Below are 16,435 nucleotides of genomic sequence, written 5' to 3' on the forward strand. Positions count from 1 at the left end.
GCCCGCCTGAACGCCGACAGCGGCGCCGTACGGACCCGCCACGGAGGACCCTTCATGCGCGAAGCAGTGATCGTCGAGGCAGTCCGCACCCCGGTCGGGAAACGTGACGGCGGGCTGTCCGGCGTGCACGCGGCCGACCTCTCCGCCGTCGTCCTGAACGCCCTCGCCGAGCGCACCGGCCTCGACCCGGCGCTCGTCGACGACGTCGTCTGGGGCTGCGTCTCCCAGGTCGGCGACCAGTCCGGCAACATCGGCCGCTACGCCGTCCTCGCCGCCGGCTGGCCCGAGACCGTCCCCGGCACCACCGTGAGCCGGGCCTGCGGGTCCGGGCAGCAGGCCCTGGACTTCGCCGCCCACGCTGTCATGTCCGGCCAGCAGGACGTCGTCGTGGCCGGCGGGGTCGAGGTCATGAGCCGGGTGCCGCTCGGCTCGGCACGGGCCACCGGGACGCCGTACGGGCCCCGGGTCCTGGCCCGTTACCACGGCTTCTCCTTCAACCAGGGACTCTCCGCCGAGAGGATCGCCCAGAAATGGGGCTTCACCCGCACGCGCCTGGACGAGTTCGCGGCCCTGTCCCACGAACGCGCCGCAGCCGCGCAGGACTGCGGCGCCTTCGAGGCACAGCTCGTGGCGGTGGAGGGAGTCAAGGCCGACGAGGGCGTACGACGCGGCACCACCGCCGAGAGACTGGCACGGCTCAGGCCCGCCTTCCTCGACGACGGCCTGATCCACGCGGGCAACGCCTCCCAGATCTCGGACGGCGCGGCGGCCCTCCTGGTCACCACCCCAGAGAGGGCAAGGGAGTTGGGGCTCACCCCTGTCGCCCGCTACCACTCGGGCACGATGGTCGGCGCCGACCCGGTGCTCACGCTGACCGGCCCGATCCCGGCCACCGAGAAGGTGCTCGCGAAAGCCGGCGTCGGCCTCTCCGAGGTCGGCGTCTTCGAGGTGAACGAGGCCTTCGCACCCGTCCCGCTCGCCTGGCTCGCCGAGACCGGCGCCGACCCGGCCCTGCTCAACCCGCTCGGCGGCGCCATCGCACTCGGCCACCCGCTGGGCGCGTCCGGTGCCGTCCTGATGACCCGCATGGTCCACCACATGCGCGACCACGGGATCCGCTACGGCCTGCAGACCATGTGCGAGGGCGGTGGCACCGCCAACGCCACACTCGTCGAACTCATCGACTGACCGGGGGTTTCGGTGCGCCGACAGATCTTCACCGCCGACCACGAGGAATTCCGCACACTGGTCCGGGAGTTCGTGGCCAAGGAAGTGGTCCCGAACTACACCTCCTGGGAACAGGACGGCCGCCTGCCCCGCGAGCTCTTCGAGCGGCTGGGCGCGCTGGGCGTCCTCGGCATGGCGATCCCCGAGGAGCACGGCGGGTCGGGCATCGCCGACTACCGCTACAACGTCGTCCTCCAGGAGGAGGCGTCCCGGGCCCTGGTCACGCTGGGCACCGTACGCACCCAACTCGACGTCATCCTGCCCTACTTCCTCGCCTACGCCGACGCGGAGCAGCGGCGGCGCTGGTTCCCCGGCCTCGCCGCCGGCCGGCTGCTCACCGCCGTCGCCATGACCGAACCCGGCACCGGCTCCGACCTGGCGGGCATCCGCACCACCGCCGTACGCGACGGCGACACCTACGTCCTCAACGGCGCCAAGACCTTCATCACCGGCGGGCTCCTCGCCGACCTGGTGATCGTCGTCGCGCGGACGTCGGCGGACCCCGCCGACCGGCGTGCGGGACTGACCCTGCTCGTGGTGGAGGACGGCATGCCCGGCTTCACCCGGGGACGGGTCCTGGACAAGCTGGGCATCAAGGTCCAGGACACCGTCGAGCTGGCCTTCGACGGCGTACGCGTCCCGGTCGCCAACCGGCTGGGGGAGGAGGGCGCGGCCTTCGGCTACCTGGGCCGCAACCTCTCGCAGGAGCGGCTGACGGTGGCGGTCGGCTCGGTCGCGCAGGCACGGGCCGCCCTGGAGACGACGATCGCCTACGTCAAGGAGCGCGAGGTCTTCGGCAGGCCGGTGGCGGCCTTCCAGAACACCAAGTTCGAACTCGCCGCCGTGGCCACCGAGATCGAGGCCGCGCAGAGCATGCTGGACCGCGCGGTCCTCGACCTCGTCGCCGGCGAGCTGTCCGGCGCGGACGCGGCCAAGGTGAAGCTCTTCTGCACGGAGACGCAGGCCCGTGCGGTCGACCGCTGTCTGCAACTCTTCGGCGGCTACGGCTACATGACGGAGTATCCGATCGCCCGGCTGTACGCCGACGCCCGCATCACCCGGATCTACGCCGGAACGAGCGAGGTCATGAAGGTGATCATCGCCAAGTCACTGGGGCTGTGAGCCGCTCGCGCGCGGCTCAGGCTCCGTAGGCCGTCGTCTCCGCCAGGTCGGCCGCGGACCTCATCAGGTCCAGCACCATCGGACCGAAGGCCTGCAACTTCTCGTTGTCACCGGCCCGTTGGAAGCCCTGTTCCAGCACGATGGCCAGCTTCCACTGGGCGAGGACGTCGTAGTAGTCCATGTCGTCGACCTGACGGCCGGACACCTGCGCGTAGTGGTCGATCAGCTGCGCCCGCGACGGCATGCCGAACAGGTCGACGTAGGACGCGGTGGCCGCCTCGGGGGCACCGGTGTCCTCGGGCCAGCCGCGGAGCATCCAGGCGAGGTCGAGCTTGGGGTCGCCGATCGTGCCCATCTCCCAGTCGACGACCGCGGCGAGGCGGGCCGGGGCGCCGTGCCGGAACATCACGTTGGCGAACTGGTAGTCGCCGTGCATCAGCCCCGGCACGTAGTCGAGGGGCTTGTGGGCGCGCAGCCAGGCGGCGGCCGTCTCGAAGCCGGGCAGCTCGCGGCCCTTGGCCCGCTCCAGGTAGCGGGTCCAGCGGTCGACCTGGCGCTCGTGGAAGCCGTCCGGGCGGCCGAGGTCGTGCAGCCCCTTCGCCCGCCAGTCGACCCGGCCCAGCAGGGCGGCGCCCTCGGCCAGTTGGTAGGCCAGCCCGGCGCGTGCGGCGAGATCGGTGCCGAACGGCTCCGGCCAGCCGCGTCCGCCGGTGGTGGACATCGGCGACCAGCCGTCGACGAACTCCATCAGGTAGAAGGTGCGGCCGAGGACGGCGGTGTCCGTGCAGACGGCGATTGCCTCGGTGTGCGGGACGTCCGTGCCGTTCAGCGCCTCGGTGATCCGCCACTCCCGCAGGATGCCCTCGTCGCGTGCGGGCGGCGCGGTGGGCGGCGGGATGCGCAGCGCGCAGTGCAGTTCGCCGCGCCGGATCTCGTAGATCTCGTTCTGCGCGCCGCCCGAGACGAACCGGTGCTCGACCGGTTCGCCCTTGCCGGGAAGACCGGACTCGTCCAGCCAGGGCGCCAGCCGCTCGACGTCGATCACCGGGCCTCCGCCTTCGACTCCGCGGCCGGCTGCGGGGACTCCGCGCCCGGCTCCAGGAACTCGGCGTACTTGGCGCGGGCCGCGGCCAGCCGCTTGGGCAGATAGCCGGTCGGCCAGAGGTCCTCGCTGGCCCGGTGGTCCCGCAGCACCTGCCGGGCGACCGTCACCTTGTGCACCTCGGTCGGCCCGTCCGCGATGCCCAGCACACTCGCGCCCAGCAGCATCCGGAACAACGGCATGTCGCCGCTGACGCCCAGCGCGCCATGCACCTGGATCGCACGGTGTGCAATGTCATGCAGCACACCCGGCAGCAGCACCTTCACCATCGCGATGTCCTTGCGGACCCTGCGGTAGTCGTTGTACTTGTCGATCTTCCACGCGGTGTGCAGCACGGTCAGCCGGAACTGCTGGAGCTGCGCCCACGAGTCGGCGACGTGCCCCTGCACGAACTGCTTGTCGGCCAGGACCGTGCCCTGGGTGTGCCGGCTCAGCGCCCGCTCGCACATCATGTCGAACGCCTTGCCCGCGAGCCCGATCGTCCGCATCGCGTGATGGATCCGCCCACCGCCGAGCCGGGTCTGCGCGATCACGAACGCCTGTCCCTCACCCCCGAGCAGCGCGTCCGCCGGTACGCGTACACCCTCGTAGTGCACCAGTGCATGAGAACCCCGCTCTTCGGGCTCACCGGCCAGCGCGACATTCCGCTCGATGACGATTCCGGGCGTCTCCGCCGGGACCAGGAACATCGACATGCTCTTGTACGGGTCCCCGTCCGGGTCCGTCACGGCCATCACGACGAAGAAGGCGGCCGTCCTCGCGTTGGACGAGAAGTACTTCCATCCGTCGATGACCCACTCGTCACCGTCCCGCACCGCCCGGGTGGTGAACTCCTTGGGATCGGCGCCCGCCTGAGGCTCCGTCATCGAGTAGCAGGAGAAGATCTCGCCGTCGAGCAGCGGGCGCAGATAGCGCTCCTTCTGCGCCCCGGTGCCGTAGTGGGCGAGGATCTCGGCGTTGCCCGTGTCCGGCGCCTGGCAGCCGAAGACGATCGGGGCCCAGGAGGAGCGGCCCAGTATCTCGTTGAGCAGGCACAGCCTGACCTGCCCGTGGCCCGCGCCGCCCAGCTCGGGGCCGAGGTGGGTCGCCCACAGTCCGTGCGCCCGCACCTCCTTCTTGAGGGGGTCCAGGACACGGCGGAGGTTGTCGTCGGGCGGGGTGAACTGCAGGCCGTCCCAGAGGAGATCGAGGGGTTCGACCTCCTCCCGCACGAACTGGTCCGCCCAGTCCAGCTGCGCCTGGTAGTCCGGCTCGGTCTCGAAGTCCCACGGCATTGTGTCTCCTTCCGACGGGTGCCAGAATAACGTTCTCATGAAGGAGAACACAATTCCCGCGACGCGGAACGCGACTTCTGACGCACCGCCGGACCGGCCTCCGGACGGCGTCGCACACCCGCCCGCGGGCGCGGACCGACCGTCGGACGCTGAGCGACCGTCGGGCGTGGACCGTCCGTCGGGCGTGGACCGTCCGTCGGGGGGCGTGGCCGAGCGGATTGCCCGGCGTGCCCTGGCCCGGCGCGCCGACCAGTACGGCGACGAGGTGCGGGCCCTCCTCGACGCGGCACGGGCGGTGATGCGCCGCTGCGGCACGGGCGCACGCCCGCGGGTCGCCGACATCGTGGCGGCCGCCGGACTGTCGAACGAAGCGTTCTACCGGCACTTCCGGTCGAAGGACGCCCTGGTCGCCGCGATCATGGAGGACGGCACCGAGCGCCTGTGCGGCTACATCGCCCACCAGATGGCGAAGGAGCCCACGCCGGAGGGCCAGGTGCGCCGCTGGGTCGAGGGCGTCCTGTCCCAGGCCAGGGATCCCGACACGGCGGCGACGACGCTCGCCGTGATGTGGAACGCGCAGAGCGTGGGGGAGGGGTTCCTGGCCGGCCCGCCCTCGGCCACCGGCCTCCTCGCCGACCTGCTCAGCGCGCCCTACGCCCGGCTGGGCAGCACCGCTCCCGGCCTGGACGCGTCCCTCGCCGCCCACGCCACGGTCGGCCGCCTCGCCGACCACCTGTGGCGCCGGACGCCGCCGACGGACGGCGACGTCGACCACCTGACCCGCTTCTGCCTGCGCACGGTCACACCTCAGGGAGCGCACGAATGAAGGCGACCGACCAGTTCCACGTCGGCATCGTCGTGGACGACATCCCGGCGGCAGCGGCCGAGCTGACGGCACTGTTCGGCTACCAGTGGTGCGCGGAACTGGGCGCACCCGCCCAGGTGAGCCTCCCCGCCGGTGACACGGTGCTCGACCTGACGTCGACGTACTCCATGACCGTCCCCCGGCTGGAACTGGTCCGCAGCGTCCCGGGCACCCTCTGGCAACCGGCCGCCGACTCGGGAGTCCACCACCTCGGGTACTGGTCGGACGACGTGGCCGCCGACTCCGCCGAACTGGCCCGCCGCGGCTACCCGTCCGAGGCCGTCGGCCGCCGCCCGGACGGTACCCCGTACTGGGCGTTCCACCGCGGCCCCACCGGCCCGCGCGTCGAACTCGTCACCCGCGCGCTGCAACCCGTCCTGGAGCAGTACTGGGCGACCGGCAGGAGGCCGTCATGACCGCCGTACCGGAGCCGGGACGGGCGACGAGCGTGGGAATCGTGACCGGAGCCGGGCGCGGCATGGGCCTGGAGTGCGCCCGACGGCTGGTGGGGGTGGTGGACCGGCTGCTGCTGGTCGACCTCGACGAGAAGACGGTGTCCATGGCCGCGGAGGAACTGTCCACGGACGCGCGCACGACCGTCGTCGAACCGCACACCCTGGACATCACCGACCGCGACGGCCTGGCCCGCCTCGCCGCCCGCGCCCGTGAGCTCGGCACCCTCCGTGCCGTCGCCCACGCCGCCGGCATCTCGCCGACCATGGCCGAATGGCGCCGCATCCTCACGGTCGACCTCGTCGGCACCGCACTCCTGGCCGAGGCCCTGCGCCCGCTCGCGACGCGGGGAACGGCGCTGGTGTGCTTCGCTTCGATGGCGGCGCTGTTCGGCGACACCGCACCGCGGCCCGCGACCGAGGAGGCCCTGGCGGACCCCCTGCACGAGCACTTCCTCGACCGCATCCGCACCGCTGTCGGACCGGACATCGAGGACCCCGGCGTCGCCTACACCTGGGCCAAACGCGGAGTCCAGCGCTTCGTGCAACGGGAAGCGGTCCGCATCGGGCCGGCCGGAGCGCGTGTCTGCTCGGTCTCGCCCGGCGTCGTCGCCACCCCGCAGGGCCGGCAGGAGGCGGAGCACCACCCGTCCATGGCCGCGCTGGTACGGCAGTCGGCCCTCGGCCGCGAGGGCCGCCCCGAGGAACTCGCCGCCGTCGTCGCCTTCCTGCTGTCCGACCAGGCGTCCTTCCTCACCGGCGTCGACATCCTGGTCGACGGCGGGGTCCGGGCCGGACTGACGGCACGGTAGCGGAGCCGGGGCACGTGCCGGGCCCGGCCCGCGGGACGTGCTCATGCGGCGCCCGGTACTCCGGAGCGACTTCGCGACCGCGCGCTTGGCCGCCTCGGCGGATGGACGTGGTCGCCCGAGGGCCCGGACCATCCGACGGCCGGCCATCTGCTGTCAGCGAATCCGCCTGGCCGGGCGGTGATCCCGGTGCTTGTGTGTCCGTATGGAGATCCTTGTTCTGGGCGGAACGGCATGGGTGGCTCGGGAGCTGTCGCGGCAGGCGATCGAACGCGGCCATCGGGTGACCTGCCTCGCGCGCGGCGAGAGCGGGGAAGTCGCGGACGGAGCGACACTGGTCGCCGCCGACCGGCGCGATCCGTCGGCGTACGAGCCCCTGCGCGACCGGGTGTGGGACGCGGTCGTCGAGGTGTCATGGCAGCCGGGCTTCGTTCGTGGGGCGCTCGACGCCCTGGGCGGCAAGGCCGGGCACTGGGTGTACGTCTCGTCCGGAAACGCCTACGCCTCGCACGCCACGCCGGGGGCGGACGAGTCCGCGGCCCTGCTCGCCCCGACCGAACGGAGCGAGGTCGACCGGGAGTTGTACGGCGAGGCGAAGGTCGCCTGCGAGCAGGCGTCGACGGCGGCCGTGGGCGACCGCCTCCTCATCGCACGGGCCGGGCTCATCGGCGGCCCGGGCGATCACAGCGGGCGCTCCGGCTACTGGGTCGCCCGCGCCGCACGCGATCCGCGAGGGCCGATGCTGGTCCCCGACACACCGGCCGTCCCCACCCAGGTGGTCGACGTGCGGGACCTCACCTCCTGGCTGCTCGACTCCGCGGAGACGGGAACCACCGGCACGTACAACGCTGTCGGCCCGGTCGTCCCGTTCGAAGAGTGGATCGAACTGTCCCGCGCCGCCGGCGGCCACACCGGTCCGGTGGTCACCGCCGAGTCGGCATGGCTGCTCGCCAACGGCGTGGCCGAGTACATGGGGCCCGAGTCGCTGGCGATGTGGCTGGTCGAGCCGGGCTGGGAAGGATGGTCGGCGAGGGACGGGTCCTCGGCGCACGCGGCGGGGCTGCGGCACCGGCCCCGGGCGGAGCTGCTGGCCGACACGCTGGACTGGGAACGGGAGCAGGGGCTGGACCGGGAGAGGCGCGCGGGCCTGAGCGCGCAGCGCGAGCGGGAGCTGCTGGACGCCCTCGGCTGACGGCGGTCGGCTGACGGCGATCGGCTCACGGCGGTCGGCTGACCGCGGCCGGTTGACGGCTGACGGCGAACCGGCCGGTCAGACCACGAAACGGCGCTGGAGTACTGGAGTACCTGAGTACTGGAGTACTAGTCGCCGGTCGACGTCGCCGCGAACCCCGACACGATCACGGCGTTGGTCCGGGCCGCCGCCTGCCGCAGCGGCTTGGCCTTCTCGTAGGCGGCCGACTCGTACCACGCCCGGGCCGCAGCCACCGACTCGAACTCCAGGACGACGGTCTGGTCGCCGTGCCACTCACCCTCCAGGACCTGGGGGCCGGAGTCGACGGCCAGCACCGTGGCCCCGCTCTCCGCGAGGGAGAGCCCGGCCGCCCTGCCGTAGGCGGCCATCGCGGCCGGATCGTCGATGGCCTCGGTGAAGATGACGTAACCCTTGGGCATGGCGCTCCTCGTCGTCAGCTCACGGTGATGGCGTGTTCGGGGCACAGGGCGGCGGCCGAGCGGACCGCGTCCTCGTGCTCGGCGGGGACCTCGGGCGGGTCCACCACGGCGTAGCCGTCGTCGCCCAGGTCGAACACCTCCGGGCAGATCGAGCAGCAGACCCCGTGCCCGCGGCAGCGGTCGTCGTCGACGGTGGCCTTCACCGGGCCGGGCTCCACTCCAGGTCGAGACGGGTGAGGCCGCGGAGGATGAAGGTCGGCACGTACTGGTAGCGGCGGGCGTTCGCCGGGCCGTGCACCTGCTCGGCGATCCTGATGTCGGAGGTGCGCTCCAGCAGCCGTTCCAGGGTCACCCGGGCCTCGGCACGGGCCAGGGGCGCGCCCGGACAGGTGTGCACACCGCGGCCGAACGCGAGGTGCCGGCGGACGTTCGGACGGCCGACGTCGAAGGTCTCCGGGTCCTCGAACTGGCGCGGGTCGCGGTTCGCGGCGCCGTTGAGGACCATCAGCGTGGTTCCGGCGCGGACTTCGACACCGCCCACCGTCGTCGCCACCCTGGACAGCCGGAAGTCGCCCTTCACCGGGCTCTCCGCGCGCAGCGCCTCCTCGACGAAGTTCGGGATGCGCTCCCGTTCGGTGCGCAACAGCCGCTGCAGCTCAGGGCGTTCGGCGAGCACCTTGAGTGCCGAGCCGAGCAGCCGGACGGTGGTCTCCTGGCCGGCGGCGAAGAGGTTGGCGGCGACCCGGACGACGTCCATGACCTCCGGGGTCGAGCCGTCCGGGAAGGTCGCGGTCGCCAGTCCCGTGAGCACGTCCGCGCGCGGCTCCCGGCGGCGCTCCTCGATGTACGTGGTGAAGCGGCCGTAGAGGAACTCCAGCGGTGAGTGGTGCAGCGTGCCGTCCCCCGTGCTGCCGACGCCGCCCCCGTCCGGCGGGCGGTTCTGCAGCCGGTCCATGAACTCCTGCCGGTCCTCCTCCGGCACGCCGAGCAGGTCGGCGATGACGAGGAGCGTGAACGGCCCGGCGAACCCGCCGATGAACTCCCCCTCGCCCGGCGCGAGAAACGCGTCCAGCAGCCCGTCGGCCAGGTGCCACATGGAGGCCTCGTTCTCCTTGAGGCGCTTCGGCGTGATCAGCCGCATCAGCAGGGCGCGGTGGTCGGTGTGCACCGGCGGGTCCATGGTGGGCAGTTGGTCGCTCATCGGCAGCGCGTCCCGGTGCCGCTCGATCAGCCCGCTCACGTCGTCCCCCTCCAGCGGGACCGGGAACCCGGGGAACGGACCGGTGACGGAGACACAGGAGGAGAAGGTGTCGGTGTCGTTGTAGACCTGCAGCGCCTCCTCGTATCCGGTCACCATCATCACGTCGTGATGGCTCTCCCGGTGGACGGGGCACTGCCCGCGCAGGGCGTCGAAGTAGGGATAGGGGTCCGCGACGAGCCTCTCGTCCCGGAAGAAGTCGATCGCCTCGAAGTCGTTCACGGTCTGTTCGGCTCCCTCTCGGCCGGCACCCTGACGATCGGGGACGGTAGCACAATTCTCCGATTGCTGGAATGCTGAATGAAGTTCAGGAGAGTGGCATTCTCATTCGCTGCGGGGAGAGTTGTGGAAGAGACGCGGGAGATCGACGGAAGCGGCGGAGAACTGCGCGCAGGGAGCGTCGGATTCGTCGGACTCGGCAACATGGGGAGCGTGCTCGCCGGGAACCTGGTGGGGGCGGGGCGCGCGGTCGTGACGCATGACGCACTGGGTGCGGGGCGCTCGCCAGAGGGTGCCGTGCACGTCCCCGGGGTGGCCGAAGTCGCCCATCGTGTACGCGTGTTGGTGCTGAGCCTGCCTGACGGGGCCGCGACCGAACAGGTGGCCCACGAGATCCTGGCGGCGCCCTGCCGCCGGGTCCGCTACGTCGTCGACACCTCCACCGTCGGCCCGGCCGCCGCCCGCACCGTCGCCGGACTCCTGGCCGAGGGCGGCATCGGCTACGTCGACGCCCCCGTCTCCGGCGGGGTCGCCGGAGCCCGCGCCCGCACCCTCACCGTCATGTACGCCGGGGACGACGAGGCGTGCGATGCCGTCGAGGGCGTGCTGGCCGGGCTGAGCGACCGCCCCCGCCGGGTCGGCGACCGTCCCGGCATGGCCCAGGCGCTCAAGCTCGCCAACAACTTCCTCTCCGCGACCACCCTCGCCGCCACCAGCGAGGCCGTCGCCTTCGGGCTCGCGGCCGGACTCGACATGGCCACGATCCTCGACGTGCTCAACGAGTCCAGCGGCCGGAGTGCGGCCACCGAGGACAAGTTCCCGGCCCACGTCCTCACCGGCCGCTATGCCGCCGGCTTCGCCAACTCCCTGATGGACAAGGACGTACGGCTGTATCTGCGGGCGGTGGGCGAGCAGGGCGGTCCCGCCGCCATCGGCGAGGCGGCCGGGGCTGTCTGGGGGCGGTTCGCCCGGGCCGAGCCGGGGGCCGACTTCACCCGGATCTTCCCCTTCGTGGACGGATCCTGACGGACCGGCCGTCGCGGTCTGCGGCGCCCCTCCTGACGAACGGCTGACTTGACGGCCGATCCGGAGCGAGAATAGCATTCTCATTCGGAGAGACTGAGATTATCGTGAGTCCCCTCCGTACAAGCGACTGGAGGACCAGACCCCATGGCGCACTTCAAGAAGCCCGCGGCGGGCAGCTGGACCGCACACCTGAAGATCGGCACGGAGCCGGTGTCGTACGAGGACTCGATCTCCCCCGCGCACTACGAGCTGGAGCGCGAGGCGATCTTCAGGCGCACCTGGCTGAACGTGGGGCGGGTCGAGCAACTCCCCAAGCGCGGCAGCTACTTCACCAAGGAGCTGGACGCGGCCGGCACCTCGGTGGTCGTGGTGCGCGGCATGGACGACGAGGTGCGTGCCTTCCACAACGTGTGCCGGCACCGCGGCAACAAGCTCGTGTGGAACGACTTCCCGCGCGAGGAGACCAGCGGGGTCTGCCGGCAGTTCACGTGCAAGTACCACGCCTGGCGCTACGACCTCGAAGGCAAGCTGTCCTTCGTCCAGCAGGAGCAGGAGTTCTTCGACCTGGACAAGTCGCAGTACGGCCTCAAGGGCGTGCGGACGGAGATCTGGGAGGGGTTCGTCTTCGTCAACCTCGACCCCGAGAACACCACTCCGCTACGGGAGTTCCTGGGCGAGTTCGCCAAGGGCATCGAGGGCTACCCGTTCCACAAGATGACCCAGGCGCACCGCTACCGCGCCGAGATCGGCGCCAACTGGAAGCTGTTCATCGACGCGTTCGCCGAGTTCTACCACGCGCCGATCCTGCACGCGGGCCAGTACGTGTCCGACGAGGCCCGCAAGATCCAGAAGTACGGGTACGAGGCGCTGCACTACGACATCGACGGCCCGCACAGCATGGTCTCCTCCTGGGGCGGCATCGCCCCGCCGCACGACCGGAAGATGGTCAAGCCCATCGAAGGGGCCCTGCGCAGCGGCCTGTTCGGGCCGTGGGAGGCACCCGACATCGGTCTGAGCACCGAACAGCTGCCGCCGGCCGTCAACCCCACCCGGGACCCGCGCTGGGGTATGGACTCGTTCGTCTTCTTCCCCAACTTCATGCTGCTGATCTGGCGGCCGAACTGGGTGCTGACCTACCACTACTGGCCGACCTCGTACAACACGCACATCTTCGAGGCGACCTGCTACTTCGTCCCGCCCGAGAACGCCTTCCAGCGCCTGCAGCAGGAGCTGGCCGTCGTCTCCTTCAAGGAGTACGGCCTGCAGGACGGCAACACCCTGGAGGCGACCCAGACCATGCTCGAATCGCGCGCGGTGGGCGAGTTCCCCCTCAACGACCAGGAGGTTCTGCTCCGCCATCTGCACGGCACCGCCCGGCAGTACGTCCGCGAGTACCAGCAGCGCACCTCCGGCGCCCCGGCCGCGAACTGACCCGAGGAGACCGAACCATGGCCACCGTCCTTCCCGCCGAGTTCGCCGCGCTGGAGCCCTTCGCCGACTGGGCCGTCCCCACCGAGAAGGCCCGTTACGCCAAGCGGATCGCCAGCACCATGGACGAACTGGACACCTTCTACAACGCCGCGTTCCCGCTCCTCGCGTCCGGCACGGAGTACCTGCAGAACGTCTCCATGGCGGACATCTCCGACGCGGACAAGCACCTGCTGTGGCTGTTCTGCGCCCTGGTGACCGTCGCCTTCTCGGTGGAGGCCTGGCGGCAGCCCAGGGTGCCCGACACGGGCCCGGCGAGCATCGACGCCGTCGTCGAACCGGCGGTGTGAGCGCCATGCGAGCCCACCGCGCCGCGGGAGGCACCTGATGCCCCGCCCACGCACTCCGCAGCCCCCGGTCCGGCTGCGCGCCGCCCGCATGCTCGACATCGACAAGGGGGAACTCGTCGAGCCAGGCGACCTGCTGATCGAGGGCGAGCGCATCACCGCCGTCGCCCCGACGACCGTCCCGCCCGACACCGTCGAACTGGACCTGGGTGACGTCACGCTCCTGCCGGGCCTGATGGACATGGAGGTCAACCTGCTCCTCGGCGGGCCCGACCACCGCAGCCCCCTCAACCCCGTCCAGGACGACCCCGCCGTCCGCACCCTGCGCGCCGTCGCCAACGCCCGCCGCACCCTGCGGGCCGGTTTCACGACCGTACGCAACCTCGGCCTGTTCGTGCAGACCGGCGGCCTGCTGCTCGACGTGGCGCTGAAGAAGGCCATCGACCTCGGCTGGATCGAGGGACCGCGGGTCGTGCCGGCCGGGCATGCCATCACCCCCACCGGCGGGCACCTCGACCCGACCATGTTCCAGGCGCTGGCGCCGCACATCATGCCGCTGACGACCGAGGAGGGCATCGCCGACGGGGTCGAGGAGGTGCGCAAGGCGGTCCGCTACCAGATCAAGCACGGGGCGCGGGTCATCAAGGTGTGCGCCTCCAACGGTGTCATGTCACATACCGGTCCGGCCGGCGCCCAGCAGTACTCCGACGACGAACTGCGCGCCATCGCCGACGAGGCGCACCGCGCCGGGCTCAAGGTGGCCGCGCACTGCATGGGCGACCGGGCGATCCGGGCCGCGCTGGACGCGGGCATCGACTGCGTCGAGCACGGCTTCCTGGCCGGCGACGAGACCCTCGACCTGATGGTGGAGCGCGGCACCTTCCTGGTCGCCACCACCTACATCGCCGACGGCATGGACGTCTCCAAGGCCGCGCCCGAACTCCAGGCCAAGGCCGCCGACGTCTTCCCCCGCGCCAAGGCGACGACCAGGCGTGCCATCGAACGCGGCGTCCGGGTCGCCTGCGGCACCGACGCCCCGGCGATCCCGCACGGCCGCAACGCCCGCGAGCTCCTCGCCCTCGTCGACCGCGGCATGACCCCGCTGGCCGCCCTCCGGGCCGCGACGACCGTCGCCGCGGAACTGATCGACGCCGACGACCGCGGCCGCCTCCAACCCGGCCTGCTCGCCGACGTCGTCGCCGTCCCCGGCGACCCGCTGACCGACATCGGGGTCACCGAGGACGTGCGGTTCGTGATGAAGGGCGGACAGGTGTACCGGAACGAGACCGCCGACCACTGACAGGCCGGGGGGACGGGGGACGGAAGGGCGGCGGCTCCGACAGGAGCCGCCGCCCTTCCGTATGGCTCACGGGGTTCAGACCTTCCGTGTGATGCCCCCGTCGACCCGCACGATCGCACCGGTCGTGAAGCTGGACGCGGCACTGGCGAAGTGCAGTGCCAGGGGTGCCACGTCGGCCGGCAGCCCCAGCCGGCCCAGCGGCACGAACGAGGCGTCGAAGTCCTCGGCCGCCCAGGCCCGGTGGGCGTCGGTGAGCACCGGCCCGGGGAGAATGGCGTTCACCCGCACCTTCGGGGCGTACGCCTCCGCGAGCCCCACCGTGAGCGCGTTCAGACCGGCCTTGGCGCAGGCGTAGGGCAGTTCGTGGACGCTCGCCATCAGCGACCCGGCCGTACCGATGTTGACGATCGAGCCGCCGCCGTGGTCCGCCATGTGCGTCGCCGCGAGGACCGCCAGCCGGAACGGCCCCTTCAGGTTCACGGCGAGGGTCTTGTCGTACAGCTCCTCGCCGACGGCATCGAGACGCTCGTACGGGGGTGACATCCCGGCGTTGTTGACGAGCACGTCCAGTCCGCCCAGCCGCTCGACGGACTCCGCCACGAGCCGCTCGCAGTCGTCCCAGCGGCCGACATGGCAGGCGATCCCGACGGCCCGCCGCCCGGTCGACGCCCGCACCTCCTCGGCGACCGCCCGGCACACCTCGCCCTTCCGGGAGGCGACCACCACATCGGCACCGGCCTCCGCCAGCGTCTGGACGATGGCCCGCCCGATCCCGCGCGAACCGCCGGTGACCACCGCCACCTTGCCCGTCAGGTCGTGCAGCTCAGCGAACGACGTCACGGCGTCAGCCCTCCCGTATCAGTGTCAGCAGCTCGCGCCGCAGCAGTTTTCCGGTGGGTGTGTACGGCAACTCCGCGCGGAAGACGACCACATCGGGCGTCCTGGACCCGCGCAGCCGGGCACGCACCCAGGACCGCAGCCCCTCGGCGTCGACTTCCGAGCCCTCGTGGACGACGACGAAGGCCGCGATCCGCTCGCCCCACTCCTCGTCCGGCACCCCGACGACCGCCGCCTCGCGCACGGCCTCATGGCCCAGCAGGACGTCCTCCACCTCGGCGGGCGCGATGTTCTCTCCGCCACGGATGATCGTGTCGTCGGCGCGTCCCACGACGAACAGATAGCCCGCGTCGTCGAAGCGGGCCAGATCCCGGGTGCGGAACCAGCCCGCCGCGTCCAGCAACGCGGCGGCCCCCTTGTACTCCCCGGACACCTGCGGACCACGCACCCACAGCTCGCCCGGCACCCCGGCGGGCAGCACGGCCCCGGCCGTGTCCCGGATCTGCGCCTCCACACCCGGCACCATGCGGCCCGCCGAGCGCAGCCGGGCGCGCACCGCGGGGTCGTCGGAGGCCAGCGCCGCACGATGGTCGTCGGGGCCGAGCAGCGCGATGGTGGAACTGGTCTCGGTGAGTCCGTAGGCGTTGGTGAAACCCGCGCCGGGGAACGCCCGTAGCGCCGCCTCCAGCACCGTGTGCGGCATGCGGGCACCGCCGTAGGCCAGCGCGCGCAGCGTCGGCACCCCGGCCGGCCGGCCGTCCAGGTGCTCGACGATCCTGGCCAGCATGGTCGGTACCACCATCGCGGAGGTGACGCCCTCGGAGCGGACCAGCTCCAGCCAGGCACCCGGCTCGAAGGCGCCGAGGTGCACCATGCGGCGGCCGGCGTACACGTTGCTCAACACGGAGCCGACGCCCGCGACGTGGTACGGCGGGACCGAGGCCAGGACGGTGTCGTCCGGGGCGGCGGAGGCGAACTCCACGGTCTGCAGGACGTAACTGGTCAGGTGGCGGTGCCGGAGCACGGCTGCCTTCGGCGCGGCGGTGGTCCCGCTGGTGAAGAGCAGCACGGCCGGGTCCTCCGCCGCACCCTCCAGACCCTCGGCCGGCTCGGCGGCCCGCCCCTCCGCCAGCAGTTCCTCGGGGGTGCGCACCGGCAGTCCGGCCCCGGCGAACACGCCCGCCAGGGACTTGTCCGCGACCACCAGCGGTGCGTCGGTGTGAGCGAGCAGACCGGTCAACGCGTCCGCGGAGAGGCGGTAGTTGACGGGTACCAACGGGACGCCGGCCAGCGCGGCACCGAACAACAGCACGGGAAACTCCGCGCCGTTGACCCCGGCGAACACCAATTCCCGCGCTCCCGACCGATGGACGACAGCCGCCACTCCACCGGCCGCGCGCCGAAGCTCCGCACGGGTCATACCCGAACCGCGCGGCCCGACCGCCACCCGGTCCGGATCGCCCGCCACGGCCATGTCGAGCAGCATCGCGATGTTCACGGCGCCCCTTCCTTCCGCTCCCCGACTGCGAACGATATT

Annotated in this window: 17 protein-coding genes; 10 read left to right on the forward strand and 7 right to left on the reverse strand. The window is 71.8% G+C overall.

Annotated features, from left to right (window positions below):
• Nucleotides 1–54: 54 nt before the first annotated feature.
• Complete coding sequence (locus tag ACIQVL_RS31365; RefSeq protein WP_403477061.1) at nt 55–1,188, forward strand: thiolase family protein; 1,134 nt, start codon at nt 55–57, stop codon at nt 1,186–1,188.
• Nucleotides 1,189–1,200: 12 nt separating this feature from the next.
• A complete protein-coding gene (locus ACIQVL_RS31370; protein ID WP_403438647.1) occupies nt 1,201–2,349 on the forward strand; it encodes an acyl-CoA dehydrogenase family protein in 1,149 nt (382 codons plus the stop codon).
• 16 nt (nt 2,350–2,365) lie between these two features.
• Here the strand turns inward: ACIQVL_RS31370 and ACIQVL_RS31375 are convergent, their stop codons facing one another.
• Together ACIQVL_RS31375 and ACIQVL_RS31380 are read right to left on the reverse strand one after the other, a co-directional pair.
• Entirely contained in the window at nt 2,366–3,394 is a 1,029-nt protein-coding gene (locus tag ACIQVL_RS31375; protein ID WP_403477017.1) for a phosphotransferase family protein, read from the reverse strand.
• Entirely contained in the window at nt 3,391–4,725 is a 1,335-nt protein-coding gene (locus ACIQVL_RS31380) for an acyl-CoA dehydrogenase family protein (protein ID WP_403477018.1), read from the reverse strand. Before ACIQVL_RS31380 ends, ACIQVL_RS31375 begins: the two co-directional genes overlap by 4 nt.
• Nucleotides 4,726–4,930: 205 nt before the next feature.
• Between ACIQVL_RS31380 and ACIQVL_RS31385 the strand changes: the two genes are divergently transcribed.
• The 4 genes from ACIQVL_RS31385 (at nt 4,931) to ACIQVL_RS31400 (ending at nt 8,043) form a co-directional block, all read left to right on the forward strand.
• On the forward strand, nt 4,931–5,551 hold the full coding sequence (locus ACIQVL_RS31385; protein WP_403438639.1) for a TetR/AcrR family transcriptional regulator: 621 nt from the start codon (nt 4,931–4,933) through the stop codon (nt 5,549–5,551).
• On the forward strand, nt 5,548–6,006 hold the full coding sequence (locus ACIQVL_RS31390; protein WP_403438636.1) for a VOC family protein: 459 nt from the start codon (nt 5,548–5,550) through the stop codon (nt 6,004–6,006). The genes ACIQVL_RS31385 and ACIQVL_RS31390 overlap by 4 nt, the downstream gene beginning before the upstream one ends.
• Entirely contained in the window at nt 6,003–6,854 is an 852-nt protein-coding gene (locus ACIQVL_RS31395) for an SDR family oxidoreductase (protein WP_403477019.1), read from the forward strand. Before ACIQVL_RS31390 ends, ACIQVL_RS31395 begins: the two co-directional genes overlap by 4 nt.
• Before the next feature lie 202 nt (nt 6,855–7,056).
• Entirely contained in the window at nt 7,057–8,043 is a 987-nt protein-coding gene (locus ACIQVL_RS31400) for an oxidoreductase (protein WP_403438630.1), read from the forward strand.
• 128 nt (nt 8,044–8,171) lie between these two features.
• On the opposite strand, the gene ACIQVL_RS31405 is transcribed toward ACIQVL_RS31400, so the two are convergent.
• From ACIQVL_RS31405 to ACIQVL_RS31415, 3 genes are read right to left on the reverse strand one after another with little or no spacing between them, the layout of a single operon-like run.
• The gene (locus tag ACIQVL_RS31405) at nt 8,172–8,483 is read right to left on the reverse strand and encodes a DUF1330 domain-containing protein (protein ID WP_403438627.1); all 312 of its coding nucleotides are present in this window, start codon (nt 8,481–8,483) and stop codon (nt 8,172–8,174) included.
• Between the two features lie 14 nt (nt 8,484–8,497).
• Nucleotides 8,498–8,686, reverse strand: a complete 189-nt coding sequence (locus tag ACIQVL_RS31410) for a ferredoxin (RefSeq protein ID WP_403438624.1) — start codon at nt 8,684–8,686, stop codon at nt 8,498–8,500.
• The gene (locus ACIQVL_RS31415; RefSeq protein WP_403477020.1) at nt 8,683–9,963 is read right to left on the reverse strand and encodes a cytochrome P450; all 1,281 of its coding nucleotides are present in this window, start codon (nt 9,961–9,963) and stop codon (nt 8,683–8,685) included. The genes ACIQVL_RS31410 and ACIQVL_RS31415 overlap by 4 nt, the downstream gene beginning before the upstream one ends.
• 78 nt (nt 9,964–10,041) lie before the next feature.
• On the opposite strand from ACIQVL_RS31415, the gene ACIQVL_RS31420 reads away from it, so the two are divergent.
• From ACIQVL_RS31420 to ACIQVL_RS31435, 4 genes are all read left to right on the forward strand, one after another.
• A complete protein-coding gene (locus ACIQVL_RS31420) occupies nt 10,042–10,986 on the forward strand; it encodes an NAD(P)-dependent oxidoreductase (RefSeq protein WP_403477021.1) in 945 nt (314 codons plus the stop codon).
• Nucleotides 10,987–11,130: 144 nt separating this feature from the next.
• Nucleotides 11,131–12,417 carry an SRPBCC family protein gene (locus ACIQVL_RS31425; protein WP_403477022.1) on the forward strand — a complete coding sequence of 429 codons (1,287 nt, stop codon included), beginning with the start codon at nt 11,131–11,133 and terminating at the stop codon, nt 12,415–12,417.
• 17 nt (nt 12,418–12,434) lie between these two features.
• Nucleotides 12,435–12,764, forward strand: a complete 330-nt coding sequence (locus ACIQVL_RS31430) for a hypothetical protein (protein ID WP_403477023.1) — start codon at nt 12,435–12,437, stop codon at nt 12,762–12,764.
• 37 nt (nt 12,765–12,801) lie between these two features.
• Nucleotides 12,802–14,061: an amidohydrolase family protein gene (locus ACIQVL_RS31435; RefSeq protein WP_403438610.1), complete on the forward strand. Its 1,260-nt coding sequence runs from the start codon at nt 12,802–12,804 to the stop codon at nt 14,059–14,061.
• Nucleotides 14,062–14,136: 75 nt separating this feature from the next.
• Here ACIQVL_RS31435 and ACIQVL_RS31440 read toward each other — a convergent pair whose 3' ends face one another.
• Both ACIQVL_RS31440 and ACIQVL_RS31445 read right to left on the reverse strand, forming a co-directional pair.
• On the reverse strand, nt 14,137–14,901 hold the full coding sequence (locus ACIQVL_RS31440) for an SDR family NAD(P)-dependent oxidoreductase (protein ID WP_403438607.1): 765 nt from the start codon (nt 14,899–14,901) through the stop codon (nt 14,137–14,139).
• A 4-nt stretch (nt 14,902–14,905) separates the two neighbouring features.
• Nucleotides 14,906–16,396, reverse strand: coding sequence for a class I adenylate-forming enzyme family protein (locus ACIQVL_RS31445; protein ID WP_403477024.1), 1,491 nt, complete (start codon nt 16,394–16,396; stop codon nt 14,906–14,908).
• Nucleotides 16,397–16,435: the final 39 nt, after the last annotated feature.

The sequence above is a fragment of the Streptomyces sp. NPDC090499 genome, from assembly GCF_044769305.1.
Taxonomy (GTDB): Bacteria; Actinomycetota; Actinomycetes; order Streptomycetales; family Streptomycetaceae; genus Streptomyces.